Below are 22,833 nucleotides of genomic sequence, written 5' to 3' on the forward strand. Positions count from 1 at the left end.
GCGAGCTGCGCGAGCGCGGTTTCCACCGGTTGCGCCTGCGGCACCGGGTCGAGATTGTCGATTCCGGTCGCCACCACCGAGACGCGGACGATGCCGTCTAGTCTGTCGTCAAAGGACGCGCCGACGATGATGTTGGCGTCCGGGTCGGCCTCGTCGCGAATGCGGGTCGCGGCTTCGTCGACCTCGTACAGCATGAGATCCTTGCCGCCGGTGATGGAGATGATGAGGCCACTGGCGCGCTTGATCGAGGGATTCTCGATCAATGGATTGGAGATCGCCGCGACAGCGGCGGCAAGCACGCGCTTCTCGCCGGACGCCTCGCCCCGTCCCATCATGGCCTTGCCCTTCTCCTTCATGACGGAGAGGACGTCGGCAAAATCGAGGTTGATCAAGCCTTCCTTGACAATGAGATCGCTGATGCAGGCCACGCCAGAATAGAGCACCTGGTCGGCAAGGGCGAAGGCATCGGCGAATGTGGTCTTCTCGCTGGCCACCCGGAACAGGTTCTGGTTCGGGATGATCAAGAGGGTGTCGACCGTCTTCAGCAGCTCATCGATGCCCGCTTCGGCAAAGCGCATGCGGCGCTGGCCCTCGAAGTAGAACGGCTTGGTGACCACGCCGATCGTGAGAATGCCGAGCTCGCGCGCGGTCCTGGCGACGACGGGTGCAGCCCCGGTGCCGGTGCCGCCGCCCATGCCGGCCGTCACGAACACCATGTGTGCGCCGGTCAATTGATCGCGGATCGTATCGATCGCCTCTTCGGCTGCGGCGCGTCCCAATTCCGGCTGCGAGCCGGCGCCGAGGCCCGCGGTCACCTTTGTGCCGAGCTGGACCAGGCGCTTCGCCTTCGACATGGCCAGTGCCTGCGCGTCGGTATTGGCGACCACGAACTCGACTCCTTGCAGCCCGGCCGTGATCATGTTGTTGACCGCATTGCCGCCGGCGCCGCCCACCCCGAACACGACGATGCGGGCCTTCATTTCCTGGATATCGGTGATGGCAGTCATGCTTACCTCGTGATTGATCCGGCAAGCCGGGGATAGAGATGAGTCTCGAGTGCTACCTGCAAGCCGCGCGGTCTGCTTCCACGATCGCGGCGGCCAGATGTCCCAATCGGCGCGCGGCGTGTGCCGCGATCGCGCCGCCCGCCCGGCGACCGGTCCGCAGAACCGCCACTTCGTCTTCCAGTCGTGCCGCCAACGCATTGGCTGCCGCCGTCTCTGCGGCCGCCTGCGTCAGCTCGACGGCGAGGCGATCGGCACGTTCGCGCTCCCGCTCGAAATCGGCCCTTGTGTTGGCTAGCAACATCGCGAGCCGCGCGACCTCCGCCTTGAAGGCCTCGATCTTGACGGCCTCGATCTTTGCCAGGGAGGCATCGATCGGGTCGGCCCGGCGGCCGCGTCGTGGGCGGGGCGTGTAGCGGAGCTCGGAGAAATCAACGCTCACCAGGGCCTTGCCGTCCGCCGACCGCGAACGCGGCAATCGGCGGCGTCTCGCCAGCGAACGCGCGGCCTCTCGGGAGATATCGAGGCGGGCACTGAGATCGGCATACGTCAACAACTCAACGCACATCGGCGCTTCTCCTGGAGCGAACCGGGAAGGCATTTCGAGCTAGTGATGGCTGGACGATTGCAGCAGGCTAGGCTGCGTTGGTTAATGGACGGTTAACGCACGAGGGGCGCTGTTTACGAATGTCGTCAACGCGCCGATCCCGGTATCGAAAGACACCACTGCTGCGCCGGCGTCCGGTCCGGCTTGCGCAGGCAGCGCTAGAGCTTCAGGGCGTTGGAGATGTTCTCCGAGATCTCGTTGCCGGTGCCGTCACAGCATGACGAGGTTCTTGCCGGTGGGCTTGCGGTCGGTGCTGGCTGCGTACGCCATGGGATGCGCCTCCGGGTGATGCTACCGGGGCGAGTATAGCGGAAAATGGGTGGCAGGAGAGCCCCGGTTATCGCAAAACCCCTCTTACTCGCGAAGGATGGTATCCATACGTCTTCTTCATGAACAGCTCTGTAAACGAGCGGCTTCATGCGCCCCAGGCGTTTGCGGAAGCTGAGTCCACGAAGGTGAAGTCCGCGTTAGATTCAGAAAGCGCTCGATAGCGAACAAGATCTGCATTCAATTGGGCAAGTTTGGCAGGCGTCGGGTTGTGCACGCAAAAGTATAGGTGGCCTACGCCGGATCGGAAAATCTGCAGATAAATGTGCTCATCGTTTCTATCTGCCGAGTGGCCAAAAACGAAAAACGCGCCCTTGCACAGTCGGATTTGTTCGTAACAATAACGCAAGTAAGGGGAGCCAAATATCTTTGCGAGCTTTTGCGATGAGGTTCCTTCGGCCACATAGAGCGGTAGCCGTTTCCCCTCGACTATGGTTTTGCCAATAGCCTCGACAATTGCTGGTTCTCCAATGCGTTTGCGTACGGCTCCATCAGCATCAGAAAACAAATGAAGTCCACCGTGCACGTTGTATACGTTGCACCATGCCTCTTCGCTGAAGGGGCCTCGAAATTCACCATCGTCGTTGCCGAGTCCAAATCCATCGGTGAATGTGTCAGTGTCCCGCAGCCGAACCCAATGGAGTAAGAAATCGTAGTTCAATGTGAATAGGTTGGAGAAATGTTCGATGAATTCAAATGCAAACTCGATACCTGCTACCTCTGTGTAGAAATTCGGATGAACCGCGCGTATCGCGTGGACCAAGGCGCGTCGAAGTTTCTGAGCCTCTTTGCGCAATACATGCGCTCTCGATGCCTTGTGATATTTTTCCTCTACAAGCGCAGCGTCCTCAAGAGTTCTTATTACATATTCGAAGTCAACTGTCTTGAGAGCTTCGAACAAGTTCAATAGCGATTCATTTGTCTCTAGTCCGGCGTTCTTAAGAAGGTTCGTGTAGTTGAAGTAGGCATATGAGAAACCGTTGCCAATCAGGACTGAGCGTTCAACGTTCTCGGTTAACCCGATGGCCTCCTCAAAGGAGATAACCTTGTGCTCACTTTCGGCGGTCATATTGTTCTGCTTTGCCCAGAGTGTCTTGTCAGTGTGATTTAGCTGTTCGGCAGTTCGAAGAGGACGCCGACAACTTCGAGTGCCTCGATTAGGGGGCGCGCGTGGTTCAATGCTTGTTCTAACTCAAGGAGCTTTGCTTTGCCTTCTCGATGTTTTCGTAGAATCGATTTTCGTGTAGATCGATGCGATTGTCTTTTGCGTATTTCATGAATTTTCGGTTGGCGGCTCCGAATGCCGCGCAACCATCTGCGATATCGGATAATCGATCGAGCCCGGTAAGTTGTTTAACAGCCTCATAGAGGGTTAGGCTGCTCTTGCCGAAGCCGACTTTGGTGATGCGCGCTGGCATGAGTATGCCGATTTCGGCAAGCCGAAGCGCATCAACAATCGCAGGATCGATTTCTTCTTCTAACGTTGGAGCTCCTTGAGCCGGGCTAACGATGCGGCGAAAAGCCGTTACCGTACTGCCGTCGCTGGAAGCGAACGGAACCCAAACCTCAGCAGATTTCTGCAGGTCAGCAACTTTGGTCGGATAGGCCGCTAGAGGAGGCCACGTTCCAATCCGTTTCCCGTCCTCGCCGTCAACGTCTTCGCGCAATCCTTGTTCGAGCACGGGTCCTTCGTGCTCTCGAATGCGGTAGCCGGTCAGTGCCCACAGAATAGCGCTTACCAGCGATGTTTTGCCGGACCCATTTTGGCCTTCGAGGCACCAGTTGTGCCCGCCGACATATAGATCGAAAGACTTGCCGCCAAAAATAGTAAGGCCGCCGAAGCCAGAAGCTTCAACGCGTGTGAGACGCCAAGATTTATCGCCCGATGAGATTGGCGCCGCTGCCGCCACATTCGCCGGATCGTGCTTGTTGTTCTCCCATGCAGCGACCAGGCCGGTGAAAAGACTTTCGTCACCGCTAGCGATCTTGTCAGGGTCAGCGTTCAATAAGAACTCAAGCAAGCGGCGCTGCTCGGGCTTTTCTAACCTTATGCTCCCTGCTTTGTGGTCGCCGAATTTCTGCCAAGCCACGCTTTGGCCGGCCAAGAGTCGTTTGGTCACTTCCGAGAACGAAGCTGACATTGACACAATCCTCAGCTCACAAAATGAAAAATGAGCAATAAGGATGGGTACAACCTTTTCGAGCGAGTTGCTGCGGTATAACTTTAGGGCGAGCCAGTTAGGCACAGGTTTTGCGGAAGCGAGAAAGCCTAGCGCGTGAAAAACAAAAACGGCCGGATCTCCCGATCCGGCCGCTACTCAAACTCTACTGGCTAAGCCTACGCCACGCGACGCAACTTAGCCCCCGCCCGATTCAAAAAATCTCAGCTCGCCTGCTTCGCCGGCGCGGTGTCGCCGACCTTCTTCTGGATGGCACGCTTCAGCTCGACCGCGCGCGGGGAGAGCGCGTCGGGGTTGGCCTTGAGCAGGAAGGCATCGAGGCCGCCATTGTGGTCGACGCTCTTGACCGCGTTGGTGGAGACGCGCAGGCGCACGTTGCGCCCCAAAGCTTCCGACATGAACGTCACGTTGACGAGGTTCGGCAGGAAGCGGCGCTTGGTCTTGATGTTGGAGTGGCTGACCTTGTGGCCGACGAGGGGGCCCTTGGCCGTCAGTTCGCAGCGGCGAGACATGGCAAAATCCTTATCCTGAACCCCCAACGATTTGCGGCCGCCATTCTGGGCGCCACGGGGGCAAATTCTCTGTCCTTGCAGGGAGCGGGCGGACGTATAGGGGGGAAGGGGCGGGTAGTCAAGGATTTGGGCGGGGATTCGTGCCCCGTCCCGGCGCTGGTGCGCCCCCTCTCCCGCGCGCGGGAGAGGGTTGGGGAGAGGGCTCTTTCCGCGGCGGGGCAGTCGCGAGTGCCCCCCAAAGGAGAGAGCCCTCACCCGCGCTGCGCCATAGCCGAGGCTTCGCCTCGGCGTTCTCAAGAGGACGGCCGCCGAAGGCGGCCTGTGCTCTCCCGCAAGCGGGAGAGGTGGGAGCCCCCGGCTACCGCCCGATCACAAAAACGGCAATGATTGTCGCACCTTACCATCACATAAAGGGCGTATTCGCCGCCGAAGAGTCCGGTGGAGTTCCCAGGGCCACGATGGCCCCAACACATTGTTTGCCGCGGTTTTTGGCTTAAGTAACAGCGCATCGCGCTCCGATTGGATTATTTCGTGCTGACAACCCCCCTATTTGCACAAAACCTGCGCCCGGCCCGTCCGCGCCTGGCCGGCTGGCTGGCTGCCTTTTGCGTGCTGGCCCTGGCCTGGGGCGCGGTGCCGGCCGCGGCGCAGGGCAAGCTCGAGGCGCAATATGAGGCCTCGCTGGCCGGCATTCCCGTCGGCAAGGGCGCCTGGAACATCGACATCCAGGACGACGTGTTCTCGGCGGCGGCCTCCGGCGGCACCACGGGGCTGTTGAAGTCGTTCACGGGCGGGTCGGGCACCGGCGCCAGCCAAGGGCGCGTCGTCAATGGCGCGCTGGTGGCGACCGGCTATCAGGCCTCCACCACCACCCAGAAGAAGACCGAAGAGATCCGCATCACCCTCGACAAGGGCAATGTGAAGGATTTTGCCATCTTGCCGGAGCCGCCGGTCGACCCGGATCGTATCGTCGTCACCGACGCGCATCGCCGCGGCGTCTGGGACCCGATGACGGCCTCGCTCTTGCGCGTGCCCGGCACCAGCGACCCCGTTGCGCCGGAGGCCTGCCACAACGCGGCGCCCGTGTTCGACGGCCGCATGCGCTACGACCTCAAGCTCGATTTCAAGCGCATGGAGACCGTGAAGGCGGAGAAGGGCTACAAGGGCCCGGTCGTGGTCTGCGCGCTCTATTTCGTGCCTGTGGCGGGCTACATCCCCGATCGCCCCGTGATCAAATATCTCGCCGCCCAGCGCAATATCGAGATCGCCTTTGCGCCGGTGGCGGGCACGCGCATCCTGGTCCCGTTCTGGCTGAAAGTGCCGACGCCCTTGGGCCCGGCCATGCTGGAAGCGACCAGCTTCGTCACCTCCCCCCAGCCGCCAAGGGTGGCCAAGACGCAGTGACCTTACCCTCCCCTGGAGGGGGAGGGTCGATCGCGCGCAGCGCGAGCGGGGTGGGGTGATCTCTCAACACGGGGACTGCCCGAGCGGAGAGATCACCCCACCCCGTCTCGCATCGCTTGCGCGCTGGGAGCCGACCCTCCCCCTCCAGGGGAGGGTAAAAAGAAGTCGCATTATTTCAATCACTTACCTACTGTGCATGGGGTTGTTTTCGCACATTTTGCTTCGGCAGCGTTCATGTCCAGGGAATCCATTTGACTCCTCCCCGATTCTGATTCGACTCAACGCCCATCCCCAGCTTTAACGAACCCGGTCGCTTGTGCGGCCGCGCAAAACTCCATCTAGTGCGCAACCAATACGAGTCCCGCGACATGTTGCGTGAACGGAACAGGACTCGTCAGGGAGTCAGCGATTCGGCCGCGATTCGTTCTAGAGTCGTTCCGAAGCTTAAAGCGAACGGGAAAAGCGTCGCAAAGTGAGACAGTTGCGCGGGAATTGGGGAGAGCGTGCCCACACCCACGGTGTCATCGCCCGGCTTGACCGGGCGATCCAGTACGCCGCGGCGGTTGTGGTCGAGCGAGAGGCCGCGGTGTACTGGATGCCCCGGTCAAGCCGGGGCATGACAGCGGAGTGCGTGGCTGCCCGCGCAGCGTTCGGAGACATCACCGACACCCAGCCCCCTCACCGCCTCATCCAGCACTGACATTCGCCCAAATCGCCACTACCTAATCCCTGGACATGGCTTTTTCTTCCTCCCCCTTCGCTTCCGAGCGCGCACTTTCCGATCGAGTGCCTGGCGCAGGCGTCACTGCGGTGCTCGGGCCGACCAACACCGGCAAGACCCATCTCGCCATCGAGCGGATGCTCGCGCATCCCTCTGGCATGATCGGCCTGCCGCTGCGCCTGCTCGCGCGCGAGGTCTACAACAAGATCGCCGATCGCGCGGGCGCGGCCAGCGTCGCGCTCGTCACCGGTGAAGAGAAGATCAAGCCGAAGAATCCGCGCTATTGGGTGTCGACCGTCGAGGCGATGCCCAGGGATCTCGACGTCTCCTTCCTCGCCGTCGACGAGGTCCAGATCGCCGCCGATCTCGAACGCGGCCATGTCTTCACCGATCGGCTGCTCAACCGCCGCGGCCGCGACGAGACGTTGCTGCTGGGTGCTGCCACCATGCGCCCGATCATCGAGCGGCTGCTGCCGGGCGTCTCCATGATCACGCGGCCGCGCCTGTCTCGCCTCGAATTCGCCGGCGACCGCAAGATCACGCGCCAGCCGCGCCGCACCGCCATCGTCGCGTTCTCCGCCGACGAGGTCTACGCCATCGCCGAGCTGATCCGCCGCCAGCACGGCGGCGCCGCCGTTGTTCTGGGCTCGCTCTCGCCCCGCACGCGCAACGCGCAGGTCGCGATGTTCCAGAACGGCGATGTCGACTATCTCGTCGCCACCGATGCCGTCGGCATGGGCCTCAATCTCGACGTCGACCACGTCGCGTTTGCCTCCGACCGCAAGTTCGACGGCTACCAGTTCCGCCGCCTGACGCCGGCCGAATTCGCGCAAGTGGCCGGCCGCGCCGGCCGCGCCACCCGCAACGGCACCTTCGGCACCACCGGCCGTTGCGCACCGTTCGAGCCCGAGCTCGTCAACGCGCTGCAGAACCACACCTTCGATGCCGTGAAGGTGCTGCAATGGCGCAACTCCAAGCTGGATTTCTCTTCGCTCGGCGCCCTGCAGGTGTCGCTGAATCTCGGCCCCGGCCACGAGACGCTGACGCGCGCGCCGATCGCCGAGGACATGCGCGTGCTCGATCATGCCGCCCGCGACGGCGAGGTGCGCGATATCGCGCATGGCAAGGCCGCCGTGGAGCGTCTCTGGGAGGCCTGCCAGGTCCCGGACTACCGAAAACTGTCGCCGGCCGCCCATGCCGAGCTGGTGACGACGCTGTACGGCTTCCTGATGCGGAAGGGATGCATTCCCGATTCCTGGTTCGAGGCCCAGGTCACCCAGGCCGACCGTATCGACGGCGACATCGATACGCTGTCGGCCCGAATCGCCCAGATCCGCACCTGGACCTTCGTCGCCAACCGCCCGGACTGGCTGAGAGACCCCGAACGCTGGCAGGGGATCACGCGGGAGGTCGAAAATAAATTATCGGATGCGCTCCATGAACGCTTGACTGAGCGTTTCGTTGATCGCCGGACCAGTGTATTGATGCGCCGCCTGCGGGAGAACACGAGCTTGAATACTGAAATCGGCAAGACCGGCGAAGTCATCGTCGAAGGCCATGTCATCGGCCGCCTCGACGGCTTCACCTTTGCACCGGATGCGGCGGAGGCCGGCTCGGATGCGAAAGCCTTGCAGGCTGCAGCGCAAGCGGTGCTCGCCGGCGAGATCAATGCGCGCGCCGAGAAGCTGGGCAACGCGCCGGACGAGCAGTTCGTGCTGACCTCCGAGGGCATCATCCGCTGGACCGGCGATGCCGTGGCGCGCCTCGCCGCCGCAGAGGACGCGCTGCATCCGCGCATCCGCATCATCTCCGACGAGCGCCTGACCGGCGGCCCGCGCGACAAGGTGCAGGCGCGGCTCGAGCTCTGGCTCAAGACCCATATCGAGAAACTGCTCGGGCCGATGTTCGAGCTGTCGAAGGCCGAGGACGTCACCGGCATTGCCCGCGGCATCGCCTATCAGCTGGTCGAGGCGCTCGGCGTGCTCGAGCGTCCGAAGATTGCAAGCGAGCTGAAGGATCTCGATCAGCCCTCGCGCGCCGTGTTGCGGAAATACGGCGTCCGCTTCGGCGCCTATCACATCTATTTCCCCGGCCTGCTCAAGCCCGCCGCGCGTGCGCTCGCCGCGCTGCTCTGGGCGCTGAAGCAGGACAATGTCGATCTCTCCGCGTTGTCGGGTGCACAGCATCTGGCATCGTCGGGGCGCACGTCGTTCCCGGTCGACAAGCAGCTGCCGCGCGATGCCTATCGCGTGCTCGGCTACAAGCAGGCCGGCGAGCGCGCCGTGCGCGTCGATATCCTGGAGCGGCTGGCTGATCTGATCCGGCCGGCGCTGGCCTGGCGCGAGAACTCGCCGGGCGAAAAGCCCGCCGGCGCGTTCGATGGCCGCAGCTTCGTCGTCACGCAGGCGATGACCTCGCTCACGGGCTCGGCCGGCGAAGACTTTGCCTCCGTGCTGCGCGCGCTTGGCTATCGCATGGAGAAGCGTCCGCCGTTGCCGCAGAAGCCCGTCATCGCCGAAACGGTTGCGGCCGAGACGCCGCCCGCCGAGGGCAGCGCGGAGACCTCGACCGAGGCCGCGGCGGAGGCCGTTGCCGGCCTGCCGGAGGAGCCGACTGCGACCACCGAAGCCGCGGCCGAATCCGTCACGGTCGAAGACGCCCCCGGCATGGAGCCGCACGACGAGCCCGCCCAAGAGGAGGCCCAAGGGGAGGTTCATGAGGAGCCGGCGCTCGAGGCGTCACCAGAAGCGCCCGTCACGCCCGAGGACGCCCCCGGCATCGCGCCGCCCGCAGAGGAGGCTGCGACGTCCACCGAGGCTGCCGGCCTCGAAGCCGCCGCCGCCGAGACGGCTGCAACGGAAGCTGCCGCATCGCCCGACGCTGCCGCGCCTGAGGCTGCGGCCGCGCCCGCCGAGCCCGAGCTCGTCGAGGTCTGGCGTCCGGCCGGCCGTCACGAGGATCGCAAGCCGCGCCACGAGCGCCATCGTCACCAGCGTCACCACCATCAACCGCGTCCGCAGGCGGCAGCCGAAGCTGGCGCTGCACCCGGTGAAGCTGCTGAAGGCGCGAAGCCGGGTGAGCGCCATCGCCATGGCGGACATCGGAAAGATTTCCGCAAGGGCCGCGAAGAAGGTGGCGATCGCCGCGAGCAGCGCAGCGACAACAACCGCCGTTTCGAAGGCAAGGATCGCGATCGGGGCAAGGGCAAGCCCGGCGATCGCGACGGCGGCCGCGAGCACCGGGGCCGCGACCGCGACAAGGGCCGCGATCGTCGCGATCGCGAGTCCGGTCCCTCGCTGCGTCCCTACGCTTCGAGCGCCAATCCGCGCGAGCGCGATCGTCCCATTGATCCGAACTCGCCCTTCGCCAAGCTCGCCGCGCTGAAAGAGCAGCTGTCGGGGCGGAAGGAGTAGCCCCACGACCGAGCGCCAGCGCATCGACAAATGGCTGTGGCACGCCCGTGTGGTGAAGGCGCGCACCTCCGCCGCTGAGCTGGTCGTCACCGGCCACGTTCGCGTCAACGGCACGCGCGAGACATCGCCGGGGCATGCGATCAAGGCCGGCGACGTGCTCACCATCGCGCTCGATCGCACCGTGCGCGTTCTGAAGGTGATCGCCTTCAACGAGCGCCGCGGCGATGCCGCCTCGGCGCGGGTGCTCTACGAGGAGCTCGGGACGCGCAATTAATTGCGCTTCCTATTCATTTCTTGGTCGATCAAACGCACAAAGCCGTCATGATCGGGCCTTCCCGACCTTGCGGCGCCGGGCCATCCGCGCTAGGCAAGCCGCGACTTTTAAAAGAGCTTTTCGGAGCGTTGGATGACTTACGTCGTCACTGAAAACTGCATCAAGTGCAAGTACACCGACTGCGTCGAGGTCTGCCCGGTCGACTGCTTCTACGAGGGTGACAACATGCTTGTCATCCACCCCGACGAGTGCATCGATTGCGGTGTGTGCGAGCCGGAATGCCCCGCCGACGCCATCAAGCCGGACACGGAACCGGGCCTGGAAAAATGGCTCGAGGTCAACGCCGAATACGCCAAGAGCTGGCCGAACATCACCCAGAAGAAAGAATCACCGGCCGACGCCAAGGAATTCGACGGCATGGAAGGTAAGTTCGAGAAATATTTTTCTCCGAACCCGGGCTCGGGAGACTAATTCGCGCCCAAACTTAACCCTAATAGCGGCGTTGCCGCCGAAAACCAGCCCTCAAGACCCCTAAATCATTGATTTTTGCGGGAAATGTGCTATATTGAGCACATTAAGCCGAACCCCGTCAGCCCCGTTGGCCCCTCTGGGTTCCCGTGAAACCGAATGTCGAACAGGGGCGTGGCAGTTTCCGCGCGCAGGCTGTGTCACAGAAAACGCGTAAAAAGAGTACTTCAGCGAGGGCTTCCCATAAGGAGGCCAAAAAAGTCGCCGCGGCCAGCCGTAGCGCATCCAAGGGTCGGACCGCGACGAAGGCGCCGGCTGCAAAGTCCTCGAAGAACAAAAGAAGCGCAATGCCTAACAAGACTGCCAAACCGGCCGCGAAAGCGACCGCTGCCAAGCCTGCTGCTGCCAAGCCTGTGACTGCCAAGGCTCCCGCTGCCAAGCCCGCGACGAAGGCCCCTGTTGCTGCTGCGCCTGCCAAGGCTCCCGCCGCCGCCAAGCCGGCTGCCAAGCCCGCTGCTGCGCCGAAGGTCGAGGAAAAGAAGGTCGTGACCCAGCGTCAGGGCTTCAAGGCCAACGAATTCGTCGTCTATCCCGCTCACGGCGTCGGCCAGATCCTGGCCATCGAGGAGCAGGAGATCGCCGGTGCGAAGCTCGAGCTGTTCGTCATCAACTTCATCAAGGACAAGATGACGCTGCGCGTTCCGACCGCCAAGGTCGCCAATGTCGGCATGCGCAAGCTGTCCGATCCGGCGCTGGTCAAGAAGGCGCTGGAGACGCTCAAGGGCCGCGCCCGCGTCAAGCGCACCATGTGGTCGCGCCGCGCCCAGGAATACGAAGCGAAGATCAATTCGGGCGACATCGTCGCGATCGCGGAAGTTGTGCGCGACCTCTATCGCTCGGAGTCGCAGCCGGAGCAGTCGTATTCGGAGCGCCAGCTCTATGAAGCGGCGCTCGACCGTCTCTCCCGCGAGATCGCGGTGGTGCAGCACTCGACCGAGACCGAAGCGGTCAAGGAGATCGAGGCCCAGCTCGCCAAGAGCCCGCGCCGCGCCAGCGCCAAGGCGGAAGCCGCTGATGGCGAAGCCGACACGGATGCCGAGGGCGATACCGACGATACCGATGGCGACGACACCACCGTCGCCGACGAGGCGGCGTAAGCCCACGTCGCGTCGATCGCAACAGATCAAAGCCCGGCCGCTCGGCCGGGCTTTTTGTTCGATGGACGTCGCGTTGCAAGGTTGGTGAAAGCGAAGGCGACACCTCCCTCTTCATTCGGAAGCACCGATGCCGAGTGAGCCAACTCTGCTGCAATGACTGCTGAGGTCGAGGCGCATTTCACTTTGTGGTGACGGAGCGCGCTGCGGGTTCTGCAAACGCTTAGGTTGTGCCATGGTTTGTAACGCTACAGGGGCCAAACCTAGTGGGGCAAAAACCTAGGAGGAGCTACCCATGACAGGAAAACTGCTCGTCGCTCTCGCGATCGTGACTCTCTCGGCTTCTGCCGCCTCGGCAGCGCATCACCGTCATCACCACGCGGTGAACGCAACCGCTGCCACTCCCGCATCTCCGCCGCCAATGGGATTGATGGGCGGTGCGAACAGCGGCGATCACGCCATGTACCTGCAGAATCTCCACGACTCCGGCTACAACCCGAAGAACGACCGCGACGCCAACGGGAACGTGGCATCGCAATAACAGTGTGAGCCGCTGTCATCGTCTTGCTAGTGATGTCGTCTGCTAACGCTCAGACAGCGAGGGCGGAAGCGTAGGTCGCAACTGGACTCCGTCCGGGGTCGCACGTGGCGGACTGCGTCTTCCGCCTTCGCATGTCGATCGCTGGATTGTCGGCGGCGAATTAGCCTCGCGAAGGCGGCCTACTTCACCGGCCGCTTCTCGAGCTTTCGTGCCAGCGTACGCCGATGCATCCCCAGCCGTCTTGCCGCTTCCGAGATGTTGAACTCCGTCTCGATCAGGGTCTGGTGGATGCGCTCCCATTCCAGCGTCTTGATCGAGGTCGGCCGCGCATCGAGCGCGACTTCGGCGTTGCCTTCGGCCTTGTGGAAAGCGGCTTCGATGTCGTCGGTGTTCGACGGCTTTGCCAAATAGTGGCAGGCGCCCAGCTTGATCGCCTCGACGGCGGTGGAGATGCTGGCAAAGCCGGTCAGCACCACGATCAGCATGTCCGGATCATGCGTGTGCAAGAGCTCGACGCAGGCGAGGCCCGAGGCGCCGCCGAGCTTGAGGTCGACCACGGCATGGCCGAAGGTGCGCTCCTCCAGTACTTGGCGCACCTCTTCGATCGAGGCGGCGAGCACGACCTCGTAGCCGCGGCGCTCGAACGAGCGCTTCAGCGTGCGGGCGAAGCCGGCATCGTCCTCGACGACGATGAGCGAACGGTCAGGCGTCAAAATTCCCTCCGATCGCAAGCGTTGCGAGCGGCAGCGTCAGGCGTACCGTGGCGCCGCGCTTCCTGTGGTTCTCGGCGGTCACGCTGCCGCCCAGCTTGCGTACGACGTTCACCACCAGGAACAGGCCGAGCCCGCCGCCGGCGCGCCCCTTGCTCGACTGATAGGGCTTGCCGAGCTGCGCCAGCATCTCCGGCGCAAAGCCGGGACCGCGGTCGGAGATCGACAGCACGAGGTTGTCGCCTTCGCGCTCGGCCACCAGCTCGACCCAGTCGCGCGAGACCTCATAGGCATTGTCGAGCACGTTGAAGATCACCTGCTTCAGCGCGACGTCGGAGACGATCGCGACGTCCTCGCCGAAGGTGTTGACGAAGTAGAGCGTGCGGGCCGAGCGCGCGTTGCGCCATTCGTCGACCAGCGCGGTGACGAAGGCCGTCACCGTCGTCGGCGAGGAGCCTTCGCCGCGCGCTTCGCCGGCCGAGACCAGGATGCCTGTGACGATCGACTTGCAGCGCTGCAGCGAGGTTTCCATCTCCGCGAGGTCCTCGGCGAGCTCCTGGTCGGCGGCGAGATCCGGCATGCGGCGCCAGTCGCTGAGGATCACCGAGAGCGAAGCGAGCGGTGTGCCGAGCTCATGTGCCGCGCCGGAGGCGAGCAGGCCCATGCGCACGATGTGATCCTGCTCTGCGGCATGCTGGCGCAGCGCCGCCAGATGCGCATCGCGCTCGCGCAAATTCCTGTTGATGCGGGTGACGAACACCACCAGCAGCACGGCATTGAGCATGAAGCCGAGGAGCATGCCGAGCACGGTGAGCGTATAAGTCTCGCTCAACGGATTTGGCGGCAGGTCGAGCGGCCGGTATGCCAATGTCAGCCAGACAAAACTCGCGCAGGTCAGAGCGACCAGCGACCACGTCGAGCGGGCATCTAACAGCACCGCGCCGAGCGTCACCTGGAGCAGGAACAGCGAGGTGAAGGGATTGGTGGCGCCGCCGGAGAGATAGAGCTGTGCGGTCAGCGCAGCGACGTCCAGCATCAAGGCGACCAACAGCTCGTTATTGGTAATCGCGGCGCGATGGCGCACCCAGACCAGGCTGGAGACGTTGAGCAGCACCAGCGCGCCGATCACCGCGCCCATCCGCTCCAGCGGCAGGGGAATGCCGAGGCCGAAATGCACGGCACCGATGGTGACAATCTGGCCGACCACCGCGGTCCAGCGCAGCTGGATCAGCAGCGCCATGTTCTTGCGGTTAGTATCGTCGTCGGTGGGAGCCGGGCCGATCAGCTCGCTGCGCGCGTCCGCCTGCGATTGCAGCGTGACGGGCCCCCCGCCATGGGCAAGCGTTTGGGGAAGTGTCTTCCCGTCGTCAGGTCGGCTCGACGATCGTTCCAGCATCTGATCCCGTCCTGCGGGCGGCAGCATCCGAGCCGCCAGCCGGTTCCTGGACGAAGCGCTTGCGGCGGAACAGCCCGCCGCCGAATGTGACGAAAAACCTGCCGGCCAGCATGAAAGCCAGGGCAAACCACGTCAGCGCGTAGATCAGGTGGTTATTGGGAAAGCGGATCACGGTCAATCCGCCGATTGGACCGCCGGCAATTTGTGATCCGGCGTCGGCATCCACGAAGAAGGGCGCGACGTCATGAAGGCCGCGTGCCGCCGCAATGGCGGCGACGTCCCGCGAGTACCAGCGGTTGTGCTGGGGCACGTTGTTCCGGAGAAAGCCGCCCTTCGGCTCCGTCACGCGAAGCAGGCCGGTGATCTCGACCTGACCGTCGGGATTGCCGTCCCTGCGCGTCGACACGTCGCGCCGCTCGGACGGCACGAAGCCGCGGTTGATCAGCACCAGCGTGCCGTCATCACGCTTGAGCGGCGTCAGCACCCAATAGCCCGGGCCTTCCTCAGTGACGGCCTGGACCAGCGTCTCGCGGTCATGCAGGAAGCGGCCGCTGACGCTGACGTGCCTGTATTCGTCGTTCGCTGCGCTGATGGCGGGCCATGAAGCGGGCGAGGGGATCGGTTGGGCCGGAGCGTGGACGCGTTGCTCGACGTGGTCGATCAGAGCCAGCTTCCAGGCGCGGCGCTCGATCTGCCAGACGCCGAGCGCGATCAGAAGTACAAAGGCGACAAGCGAGAGGACCGTGAGCCACAGGGTGGGGGCGCGCACAGCCTCGATGTGCGTCCCTCCTGTCTTGCGCGTCACGGCCCGGGCCTTGCTCACTTTGGAGCCTCGCTCACTTCATTCCCGTCATCTGGTGGACCGGCATCATGTTGCTGTTGAGGTGGCTCATCACCCACAGCGAGCCAGACAGTGCGATCACCACCATAACGATGGTGAAGATCAGCGCCATCATGCTCCAGCCGTTCTCGGACGTCGTGTTCATGTGCAGGAAGTAGATCATGTGCACCACGATCTGCACGACCGCGAAGGCCATGATCACCAGCGCGGTGATCTGCTTGCTCGGCAGCGTACCGCTCATCACCAGCCAGAACGGGATCGCGGTGAGCACCACCGAGAGCACGAAGCCGAGCATGTAGCTCGAGAACGTGCCATGGGCGTGGCCGTCGCCGTGGTGATGGTCGTCCGCATGGGCGGCGTGGGTATCGGTGCTCATCGCAGAACTCCCAGGAGATAGACGAAGGTGAAGACGCCGATCCAGACCACGTCGAGGAAGTGCCAGAACATCGACAGGCACATCAGGCGGCGGCGGTTGGCCTCGATCAGGTCGAACTTTTGGACCTGTACCATCAGCGTCACCAGCCAGATCAGGCCGCAAGAGACGTGAAGGCCGTGGGTGCCGACCAGGGTGAAGAAGGCGGACAGGAAGGCGCTGCGCTGCGGCGTGGCGCCCTCGTGGATCATATGGGCAAACTCGGTGAGCTCGATGCCGATGAAGGCGGCGCCGAACAGACCGGTGATCGCCAGCCACATCTGGGTCTGGGCGATCTTGTTTTGCTGCATCGTCAGCATGGCAAAGCCGTAGGTGATCGATGACAGCAGCAGCATGGACGTGTTCACCGCGACCAGGTTCAGGTCGAACAGGTCCTTCGGCGCGGGCCCGGCGGCGTAGTTGCCGCCGAGCACGCCAAAGGTGGCGAACAGGATCGCGAAGATGAGGCAGTCGCTCATCAGGTAGATCCAGAAGCCGAGCGAGGTGCTGTAGCCTTCCGGATGCGGATGTTCGTCGGCGAGATAGAAGACCGGCTCGCCGGTTTGGGTGGGATTGACAGCGATCGTCATTTACTTGGCTCCGGCGAGCAGTTTGGTGCGCGCGTCCTCGGTCCGGATGACGTCTTCAGCCGGAATGTCGAAGTCGCGGTTATAGTTGAAGGTGTGGCCGATGCCGACGGCGAGCATCGCGATGAAGCTCACGGCCGCCAGCCACCACATGTACCAGATCAGGCCGAATCCCATCGCGGTGGCGAAGCCGGCGAGGATGATGCCGGTGCCGGTGCTGCTCGGCATGTGGATCGGCTTGAACCCGGTGAGTGGACGCTGGTAGCCGCGCTTCTTCATGTCCCACCACGCGTCATTGTCGTGCACGACGGGGGTGAAGGCGAAGTTGTAGTCCGGCGGCGGCGAGGACGTCGCCCATTCCAGCGTACGCGCGTCCCAGGGATCGCCGGTGACGTCCTTGAGCTGCTCGCGCTTGAGCAGGCTGACTGCGAACTGCATCAGCATCGAGAGGATGCCGATGAAGACGAAGAGCGCACCGATCGCGGCAATGACGAACCAGATCTGCAGGGACGGATCGTCGAACACGCGCAGGCGGCGGGTCACGCCCATCAGGCCGAGCACGTAGAGGGGCATGAAGGCCAGGTAGAACCCGGTGACCCAGAACCAGAACGACATCTTGCCCCAGAACGGATCGAGCTTGAAGCCGAACGCCTTCGGGAACCAGTAGTTGATGCCGGCGAAGGCGCCGAACACCACGCCGCCGATGATCACGTTGTGGAAGTGCGCGATCAGGAACAGGCTGTTATGCAGCACGAAGTCGGCCGGCGGCACCGCGAGCAGCACGCCGGTCATGCCGCCGATCACGAAGGTCAGCATGAACGCGATCGTCCACATCATCGGCAATTCGTAGCGGATGCGGCCGCGGTACATCGTGAACAGCCAGTTGAACATCTTCGCGCCCGTCGGGATCGAGATGATCATCGTGGTGATGCCGAAGAACGAGTTGACGCTGGCGCCGGAGCCCATCGTGAAGAAATGGTGCAGCCAGACCAGGTACGACAGGATGGTGATGACGACTGTGGCGTAGACCATCGAGGTGTAGCCGAACAGCCGCTTGCCCGAGAACGTCGAGGTGACCTCCGAGAAGATGCCGAACGCCGGGAGAATCAGGATGTAGACCTCGGGGTGGCCCCAGATCCAGATCAGGTTCACGTACATCATCGGGCTGCCGCCGAAATCGTTCGTGAAGAAGTTGGTGCCGACGTAGCGATCGAGCGACAGCAGCGCGAGCACGACGGTCAGCACCGGGAAGGATGCGACGATCAGCACGTTGGTGCAGAGCGAGGTCCAGGTGAACACCGGCATCTTCATCATCGTCATGCCGGGGCAGCGCAGCTTGACGATGGTACAGATCAGGTTGATGCCGGATAATGTCGTTCCGACGCCGGCGACCTGCAGCGCCCAGATGTAGTAGTCGACACCGACATCGGGACTGTAACCGATATTCGAGAGCGGCGGATAAGCCAGCCAGCCGGTGCGGGCGAACTCGCCGATGAACAGCGAGGCCATCACCAGCACCGCGCCGCCGACCGTCATCCAGAAGCTGAAATTGTTCAGGAACGGGAACGACACGTCGCGTGCGCCGATCTGGAGCGGCACCACGTAGTTCATTAGGCCGGTGACGAGCGGCATCGCCACGAAGAAGATCATGATCACGCCGTGGGCGGTGAAGACCTGGTCGTAGTGATGGGCGTTGAGATAGCCTTCGGAGCCGCCAAAGGCGAGCATCTGCTGGCCGCGCATCATCAGCGCGTCGGCGAAGCCGCGCAGCAGCATCACGATGCCGAGGATCATGTACATGATGCCGATGCGCTTGTGGTCCACGGTGGTGAACCATTCGCGCCAGAGATAGCCCCAGAGGCGGAAATAGGTGAGGCCGCCAAGCAGTGCGGCGCCGCCGAGCGCGACCACCACGAAAGTGCCGACGACGATCGGCTCGTGCAGCGGCAGTGACTCGAAACCGAGCCGGCCGAAGATGAGCTTGAGAAGATCAGGAGACATGCGCGTTCTCTTTAGGAGTCTGACTTCGGACGCAGTCCGAGGAAGAAGGACGAGGACTTCAGCGGCGTGAACGACGGCCGCTTCAGGCCGGCGCCGATGAGCGGCATTGTGTCAGTGGGCGCCTTGATCGACGCCGTGGTCTGGCCTTGCGGCGCATCCGGCGTGCAGGTGCCGGCGACGAAGGTCGGCTCCGGTCCGAGCACGGTGCCGCGGCGGGCGTACTTGTCGTAGGTGAGCGGCAGGGTGTTGTTCAGGCCTTCATGGCCGTTGCCGCCCTTGGCATCGATCGCCATCATCTCGCTCTGGCACATCTTGCCGGTCTCGACGCACATGTTGAGGATCAGGCGGTAGAGATCGGCATCGACGCTGCCCCAGCGCCGCACCGGCTCGTTCTGGCTGGGCTTCTCCAACTGGAGATATTCGGCCCGGCCGAGCGAGCCGCCGGCGGATTTGGCGCTGGCGATCCAGGCGTCAAAGCCCTTGTCGTCGAGGCCCTGGAAGTTGAAGTGCATGCCGGAGAAGCCGGCGCCGCTGTAGTTCGCCGAAAAGCCCTTATAGGTGCCGACGTGGTTCACGACGGCGTGGAGCTTGGTCTCCATGCCCGGCATCGCATAGATCTGGCCGGCGAGCGCGGGGATGTAGAACGAGTTCATCACCGACGAGGCGGTGATGCGGAAGTTGATCGGGCGATCAACCGGCGCGGCCAACTCGTTGACGGTGGCGATGCCGTAGTCCGGATAGATGAAGAGCCACTTCCAGTCGAGCGCGACGACGTCGACCTCGAGCGGGGCTTTGGACTGGTCCAGGGCGCGGTCGGCATGGATGCGGCCGAGGGTGCGATAGGGGTCGAGCAGATGCGTGCCCATCCAGGTCAGCGCGCCCAGGCAGACGATGATCAAGAGCGGCGCCGACCAGATCACCAGCTCGAGCTTGGTCGAGTGGTCCCATTCCGGCTCGTAGCGAGCGGCCGTGTTGGACTGGCGATAGCGCCAGGCGAACAGCACCGTCAGCGCCATCACGGGGAGGACGATGAGGAGCATCAGGACGGTGGAGATGATGACGAGGTCGCGCTGCTGGGCAGCGATGTCGCCGGCTGGCGCCAGCACGACGTAGTCGCAGCCGCTGAGTGCGGCAGTCAGAGGTAGTAGCGCCAGGATCTTGAGACGAGACACGGGCCGAGCCTTTGAGAAAATGAGTTTCCTTTGCGGGGCCAACGGGTAGCTGCGGCGCAACAATCCGGACATTGGACAATTTGTCCAATGTTGCAGTGCGGGAGGTTAGGTCAGACAGGGGCAGATTGCCTGGCGTCCGGCCGGGCGTTCGGCTTTGGTTTTCAGGACGTTAAGGGCGCACGAATGGCGACGGCACAGACCCCCGCAATGGCAGACCTCCACACGGGCGAACACGGCCACGACCAGGCCAGTCCCGGCGAGATCGCCATTGGCGTCATCATCGGCCGCACCTCGGAATTTTTCGACTTCTTCGTCTTCGCGATCGCTTCGGTGATCGTGTTCCCGCGCCTGGTGTTCCCATTCGCGAGCGAACTGACCGGCACGCTCTATTCCTTCATGATCTTCGCGCTGGCCTTCATGGCGCGGCCGATCGGCACGGTCATCTTCATGACGATCGACCGTGCCTACGGCAAAACGGCGAAGCTGATCTCGGCGCTGTTCCTGCTCGGCACCGCGACCGTGGCGCTCGCGTTCCTGCCCGGCTATCACGACATCGGCGTTGCCGCGATCTGGCTGCTGGCGCTGGCGCGCATCGCACAGGGTCTGGCCTGGGGCGGCGCATGGGACGGCATGGCTTCGCTGCTGGCGTTGAACGCGCCGGCCTCGAAGCGCGGCTGGTACGCGATGGTGCCGCAGCTAGGCGCCCCGCTCGGACTGATCGTGGCGAGCGCGCTGTTCGCCTATTTCGCCGGCAACCTCTCGGCCGATGATTTCTTCGATTGGGGCTGGCGCTATCCGTTCTTCGTCGCCTTCGCCATCAACGTCGTGGCGCTGTTCGCCCGCCTGCGCATGGTGACGACCGAGGAATATGCCTCGCTGTTCGAGACCCGCGAATTGCAGCCCTCGCGCATCTCCGACACCGTCGCGCGCGAAGGCCAAAACATCATGCTCGGTGCGTTCGCGCCGCTGGCAAGCTTCGCGCTGTTCCACATGGTCACGGTGTTTCCGCTGTCCTGGGTGTTCCTGTTCACCCGCGAAAGCCCGGTGCGCTTCCTGATCATCGAGATCGTCGCCGCCGTGTTCGGTGTCGCCGCGATCGTTGTCTCCGGCATCATCGCCGACCGTGTCGGCCGCAAGTCGCTCTTGATGGGATCGGCGATCGCGATCGCGATCTACAGCGGCTTCGCGCCGCAGCTGCTCGATGCCGGCGCGTTCGGCGAGACCATCTACATGGTGATCGGCTTCATCCTGCTCGGCCTGTCCTTCGGCCAGTCCTCGGGCGCGATCGCCTCGAACTTCAGGCAGGCATACCGCTACACGGCTTCGGCGTTGACCTCCGACATGGCGTGGCTGTTCGGCGCCGGCTTTGCTCCACTGGTCGCGCTGCTGCTCGCCACCAATCTCGGCGTCATCGCTTCGGGCGCGTATCTGCTGTCCGGCGCGTTCTGGACCCTGCTCGCGCTCTGGCTCAGCGGCCAGCGCGAGAAGGGTGATATGGACACGGGGCGTTAAGGCTCAAGCAGCACGCGATACGTAGCCCGGATGGAGCGTCAGCGTAATCCGGGGCAGACTGACCGGCCGCACAAATCCCGGATTGCGCCTCGCTCCATCCGGGCTACGACGCGCGCCAGCGCAGCTCAATCCGCCACGATCTTCACGCGATCGCGCACCTTCACCTGCGCGGTGCGATCGAGGCCGTTCAGCACGCGGAAGCGCTCGGCGGGATGGTCGACGCCGGCCATGCGGTGGGAAAGCGATTCCACGGTATCGCCGGGTTGCACGGTGATGACCTTGATGCGCAGCGGGCGCGCGGCCTGGATCTCGTCGAGCGTCAGGCGGCGGAATGAGTTGACGGTCTCGCGCGCGTTGCGCTCGCTCTCGGTCGATTTCTGCCGCGTCGCGAAGATGAAGCGATAGACGTCACTGCCGAAGCGCAGCGCATAGACCTTGAACTGCCACTGATCGCCCTTGGCGGTGGCGGACGCCGCCGGAAAACCGTTGATGGTGAGGTCTTCGGTCGAGGCCTTCTCGACCCCTTCCATCCAGCCCGAATTCAGGTAGTCGCCGAGCGATTGTTCGGCCGGCACGCGCACGACGTCGAAACGCATCGCCTGTGCGCCGCCTTCGCGCACGCCGATCACGGCCTGCGCGGTGTTGTCGAGCGTGAAATTGTCCGGCGCCTGGAAGGTGAAGCCGAGCTTCGGATGCAGGAAGCGCCGGCCGCGGACAAAGCCTTGGCTGGAGTCTTCGCCATAGACGAGATTGTCGATCGCGGCGAGATAGCTTTCGCGGTCGCGCTCGGCGCCTTCAGGCGCAGTGTATTGCCGCGCGATATTCTGCGCGTTCTGCACCCGCTCCGGGGTTGCCGGATGGGACGAGGTGAAATCCTGCGCGCGCGGATCGAGCGAGCTCTTGCCGGCCTTCAGCTCGGCATTACGCTCCATCGCCGACAGAAAGCGAGCAGCGCCATAAGGGTCGAAATGCGCCTTGGCGGAGATGCCGACGCCGATGCCGTCGGCCTCGAGCTCCTGCTTGCGCGAGAAGCTCGCCATGGTGAGCTTGGTCTTGGCGAGCGCCAGCGCGGTGAGATCGGGATCGTTACTCATGTCGGTGACGACGCGGGTGACGATCGCGGCCTGGCGGGCCTGGTCCTCGCGCATCGCGGCGTGCTTGGACAGCACATGCGCCATCTCGTGGCTGAGCACGGAGGACAATTCCGAAGTGTCGCTGGCGAGCGCGAGCAGGCCACGCGTAACGTAGAGCTGGCCGTTCGGCAGCGCAAAGGCGTTCACTGCGCCGGAATTGAGGATGGTGACCTTGTAGCCCTGGTCGGGACGGTCGGAGGCCGCGACGAGCCGGTCGACGGTCTTGCTGACGAGCGCCTCGAGCTTGGGATCGTCATAGGTGCCGCCATAGCTCGCCAGGATGCGTTCGTGCTCCTTCTCGGTGGCGGGGGTTTGCGCCACGGCGGGCTTCGGCTTCGGCATCACCACGGTCGCCGGGGGCGCCGCGGTCTGGAACCGGCCCATATCGCCACAACCGGCGAGGGCCGTGCCCAGGACAAGGCACAGTGCAGCCGGCGTCGCCCGCAGGCGGCAGCCATCACCTC

19 protein-coding genes and 2 pseudogenes are annotated in these 22,833 nt (G+C 63.6%); 7 read left to right on the plus strand and 14 right to left on the minus strand.

From position 1 onward, the window contains the following. Nucleotides 1–56 precede the first annotated feature (56 nt). The 6 genes and pseudogenes from ftsZ to rpmB form a co-directional block, all read right to left on the minus strand. Nucleotides 57–1,007, minus strand: a pseudogene (gene ftsZ / locus P6U29_RS03625) (cell division protein FtsZ); the annotation flags it as partial. A 52-nt stretch (nucleotides 1,008–1,059) separates the two neighbouring features. Beyond that, nucleotides 1,060–1,572, minus strand: coding sequence for a hypothetical protein (locus tag P6U29_RS03630; RefSeq protein ID WP_407116350.1), 513 nt, complete (start codon nucleotides 1,570–1,572; stop codon nucleotides 1,060–1,062). Between the two features lie 123 nt (nucleotides 1,573–1,695). Continuing rightward, nucleotides 1,696–1,886: pseudogene (locus tag P6U29_RS03635) on the minus strand (phospholipase effector Tle1 domain-containing protein); the annotation flags it as partial. A gap of 140 nt (nucleotides 1,887–2,026) precedes the next feature. Beyond that, nucleotides 2,027–3,007: a DUF4917 family protein gene (locus tag P6U29_RS03640; RefSeq protein ID WP_407116351.1), complete on the minus strand. Its 981-nt coding sequence runs from the start codon at nucleotides 3,005–3,007 to the stop codon at nucleotides 2,027–2,029. Between the two features lie 118 nt (nucleotides 3,008–3,125). Then, the gene (locus P6U29_RS03645; protein WP_407116352.1) at nucleotides 3,126–4,079 is read right to left on the minus strand and encodes an ATP-binding protein; all 954 of its coding nucleotides are present in this window, start codon (nucleotides 4,077–4,079) and stop codon (nucleotides 3,126–3,128) included. 242 nt (nucleotides 4,080–4,321) lie between these two features. After that, nucleotides 4,322–4,630: a 50S ribosomal protein L28 gene (gene rpmB / locus P6U29_RS03650; RefSeq protein ID WP_407116353.1), complete on the minus strand. Its 309-nt coding sequence runs from the start codon at nucleotides 4,628–4,630 to the stop codon at nucleotides 4,322–4,324. A 594-nt stretch (nucleotides 4,631–5,224) separates the two neighbouring features. On the opposite strand from rpmB, the gene P6U29_RS03655 reads away from it, so the two are divergent. From P6U29_RS03655 to P6U29_RS03680, 6 genes are all read left to right on the plus strand, one after another. Continuing rightward, the gene (locus P6U29_RS03655; RefSeq protein ID WP_407119594.1) at nucleotides 5,225–6,034 is read left to right on the plus strand and encodes a DUF3108 domain-containing protein; all 810 of its coding nucleotides are present in this window, start codon (nucleotides 5,225–5,227) and stop codon (nucleotides 6,032–6,034) included. Between the two features lie 735 nt (nucleotides 6,035–6,769). After that, the gene (locus P6U29_RS03660; protein WP_407116354.1) at nucleotides 6,770–10,168 is read left to right on the plus strand and encodes a helicase-related protein; all 3,399 of its coding nucleotides are present in this window, start codon (nucleotides 6,770–6,772) and stop codon (nucleotides 10,166–10,168) included. Nucleotides 10,169–10,190: 22 nt separating this feature from the next. Then, nucleotides 10,191–10,442, plus strand: a complete 252-nt coding sequence (locus P6U29_RS03665) for an RNA-binding S4 domain-containing protein (RefSeq protein ID WP_122400573.1) — start codon at nucleotides 10,191–10,193, stop codon at nucleotides 10,440–10,442. Between the two features lie 132 nt (nucleotides 10,443–10,574). After that, nucleotides 10,575–10,913 carry a ferredoxin FdxA gene (fdxA, locus tag P6U29_RS03670; RefSeq protein ID WP_063698041.1) on the plus strand — a complete coding sequence of 113 codons (339 nt, stop codon included), beginning with the start codon at nucleotides 10,575–10,577 and terminating at the stop codon, nucleotides 10,911–10,913. A 344-nt stretch (nucleotides 10,914–11,257) separates the two neighbouring features. Continuing rightward, the gene (locus tag P6U29_RS03675) at nucleotides 11,258–12,067 is read left to right on the plus strand and encodes a CarD family transcriptional regulator (RefSeq protein ID WP_407116355.1); all 810 of its coding nucleotides are present in this window, start codon (nucleotides 11,258–11,260) and stop codon (nucleotides 12,065–12,067) included. Between the two features lie 292 nt (nucleotides 12,068–12,359). Continuing rightward, complete coding sequence (locus P6U29_RS03680) at nucleotides 12,360–12,605, plus strand: hypothetical protein (protein WP_407116356.1); 246 nt, start codon at nucleotides 12,360–12,362, stop codon at nucleotides 12,603–12,605. Nucleotides 12,606–12,784: 179 nt separating this feature from the next. Here the strand turns inward: P6U29_RS03680 and P6U29_RS03685 are convergent, their stop codons facing one another. Genes P6U29_RS03685 through cyoA form a run of 7 tightly spaced genes read right to left on the minus strand, consistent with a single transcriptional unit; the run spans nucleotide 12,785 to nucleotide 19,724 of the window. Beyond that, on the minus strand, nucleotides 12,785–13,318 hold the full coding sequence (locus P6U29_RS03685) for a response regulator transcription factor (RefSeq protein ID WP_407116357.1): 534 nt from the start codon (nucleotides 13,316–13,318) through the stop codon (nucleotides 12,785–12,787). Continuing rightward, nucleotides 13,308–14,711 carry an ATP-binding protein gene (locus P6U29_RS03690; protein ID WP_407116358.1) on the minus strand — a complete coding sequence of 468 codons (1,404 nt, stop codon included), beginning with the start codon at nucleotides 14,709–14,711 and terminating at the stop codon, nucleotides 13,308–13,310. The genes P6U29_RS03685 and P6U29_RS03690 overlap by 11 nt, the downstream gene beginning before the upstream one ends. After that, nucleotides 14,683–15,534, minus strand: coding sequence for an SURF1 family protein (locus P6U29_RS03695; RefSeq protein ID WP_407116359.1), 852 nt, complete (start codon nucleotides 15,532–15,534; stop codon nucleotides 14,683–14,685). Before P6U29_RS03695 ends, P6U29_RS03690 begins: the two co-directional genes overlap by 29 nt. Before the next feature lie 13 nt (nucleotides 15,535–15,547). Further along, nucleotides 15,548–15,928, minus strand: coding sequence for a cytochrome o ubiquinol oxidase subunit IV (gene cyoD, locus P6U29_RS03700; protein ID WP_407116360.1), 381 nt, complete (start codon nucleotides 15,926–15,928; stop codon nucleotides 15,548–15,550). Further along, the gene (cyoC, locus tag P6U29_RS03705; protein ID WP_407116361.1) at nucleotides 15,925–16,554 is read right to left on the minus strand and encodes a cytochrome o ubiquinol oxidase subunit III; all 630 of its coding nucleotides are present in this window, start codon (nucleotides 16,552–16,554) and stop codon (nucleotides 15,925–15,927) included. Before cyoC ends, cyoD begins: the two co-directional genes overlap by 4 nt. Then, on the minus strand, nucleotides 16,555–18,552 hold the full coding sequence (cyoB, locus tag P6U29_RS03710) for a cytochrome o ubiquinol oxidase subunit I (RefSeq protein ID WP_407116362.1): 1,998 nt from the start codon (nucleotides 18,550–18,552) through the stop codon (nucleotides 16,555–16,557). Between the two features lie 11 nt (nucleotides 18,553–18,563). Further along, nucleotides 18,564–19,724 (minus strand): ubiquinol oxidase subunit II, encoded by a 1,161-nt coding sequence (gene cyoA / locus P6U29_RS03715; protein ID WP_407116363.1) that lies wholly within the window; start codon nucleotides 19,722–19,724, stop codon nucleotides 18,564–18,566. Between the two features lie 183 nt (nucleotides 19,725–19,907). On the opposite strand from cyoA, the gene P6U29_RS03720 reads away from it, so the two are divergent. After that, entirely contained in the window at nucleotides 19,908–21,236 is a 1,329-nt protein-coding gene (locus P6U29_RS03720) for an MFS transporter (protein ID WP_407116364.1), read from the plus strand. Between the two features lie 125 nt (nucleotides 21,237–21,361). Here P6U29_RS03720 and P6U29_RS03725 read toward each other — a convergent pair whose 3' ends face one another. Beyond that, nucleotides 21,362–22,753, minus strand: coding sequence for a M48 family metalloprotease (locus P6U29_RS03725; RefSeq protein ID WP_407116365.1), 1,392 nt, complete (start codon nucleotides 22,751–22,753; stop codon nucleotides 21,362–21,364). Nucleotides 22,754–22,833: the final 80 nt, after the last annotated feature.

It is taken from the genome of Bradyrhizobium sp. LMG 9283, assembly GCF_045571415.1.
Lineage (GTDB): Bacteria > Pseudomonadota > Alphaproteobacteria > Rhizobiales > Xanthobacteraceae > Bradyrhizobium.

Excerpts from the sequence above, each read along its gene's own strand:
- P6U29_RS03630 (WP_407116350.1), bottom strand. The coding sequence starts at position 1,572 with ATGTGCGTTGAGTTGTTGACGTATGCCGATCTCAGTGCCCGCCTCGAT.
- P6U29_RS03640 (WP_407116351.1), bottom strand. The coding sequence starts at position 3,007 with ATGACCGCCGAAAGTGAGCACAAGGTTATCTCCTTTGAGGAGGCCATC.
- P6U29_RS03645 (WP_407116352.1), bottom strand. The coding sequence starts at position 4,079 with ATGTCAGCTTCGTTCTCGGAAGTGACCAAACGACTCTTGGCCGGCCAA.
- rpmB (WP_407116353.1), bottom strand. The coding sequence starts at position 4,630 with ATGTCTCGCCGCTGCGAACTGACGGCCAAGGGCCCCCTCGTCGGCCAC.
- P6U29_RS03660 (WP_407116354.1), top strand. The coding sequence starts at position 6,770 with ATGGCTTTTTCTTCCTCCCCCTTCGCTTCCGAGCGCGCACTTTCCGAT.
- fdxA (WP_063698041.1), top strand. The coding sequence starts at position 10,575 with ATGACTTACGTCGTCACTGAAAACTGCATCAAGTGCAAGTACACCGAC.
- P6U29_RS03675 (WP_407116355.1), top strand. The coding sequence starts at position 11,258 with ATGCCTAACAAGACTGCCAAACCGGCCGCGAAAGCGACCGCTGCCAAG.
- P6U29_RS03680 (WP_407116356.1), top strand. The coding sequence starts at position 12,360 with ATGACAGGAAAACTGCTCGTCGCTCTCGCGATCGTGACTCTCTCGGCT.
- P6U29_RS03690 (WP_407116358.1), bottom strand. The coding sequence starts at position 14,711 with ATGCTGGAACGATCGTCGAGCCGACCTGACGACGGGAAGACACTTCCC.
- cyoD (WP_407116360.1), bottom strand. The coding sequence starts at position 15,928 with ATGAGCACCGATACCCACGCCGCCCATGCGGACGACCATCACCACGGC.
- cyoC (WP_407116361.1), bottom strand. The coding sequence starts at position 16,554 with ATGACGATCGCTGTCAATCCCACCCAAACCGGCGAGCCGGTCTTCTAT.
- cyoB (WP_407116362.1), bottom strand. The coding sequence starts at position 18,552 with ATGTCTCCTGATCTTCTCAAGCTCATCTTCGGCCGGCTCGGTTTCGAG.
- P6U29_RS03720 (WP_407116364.1), top strand. The coding sequence starts at position 19,908 with ATGGCGACGGCACAGACCCCCGCAATGGCAGACCTCCACACGGGCGAA.
- P6U29_RS03725 (WP_407116365.1), bottom strand. The coding sequence starts at position 22,753 with ATGGGCCGGTTCCAGACCGCGGCGCCCCCGGCGACCGTGGTGATGCCG.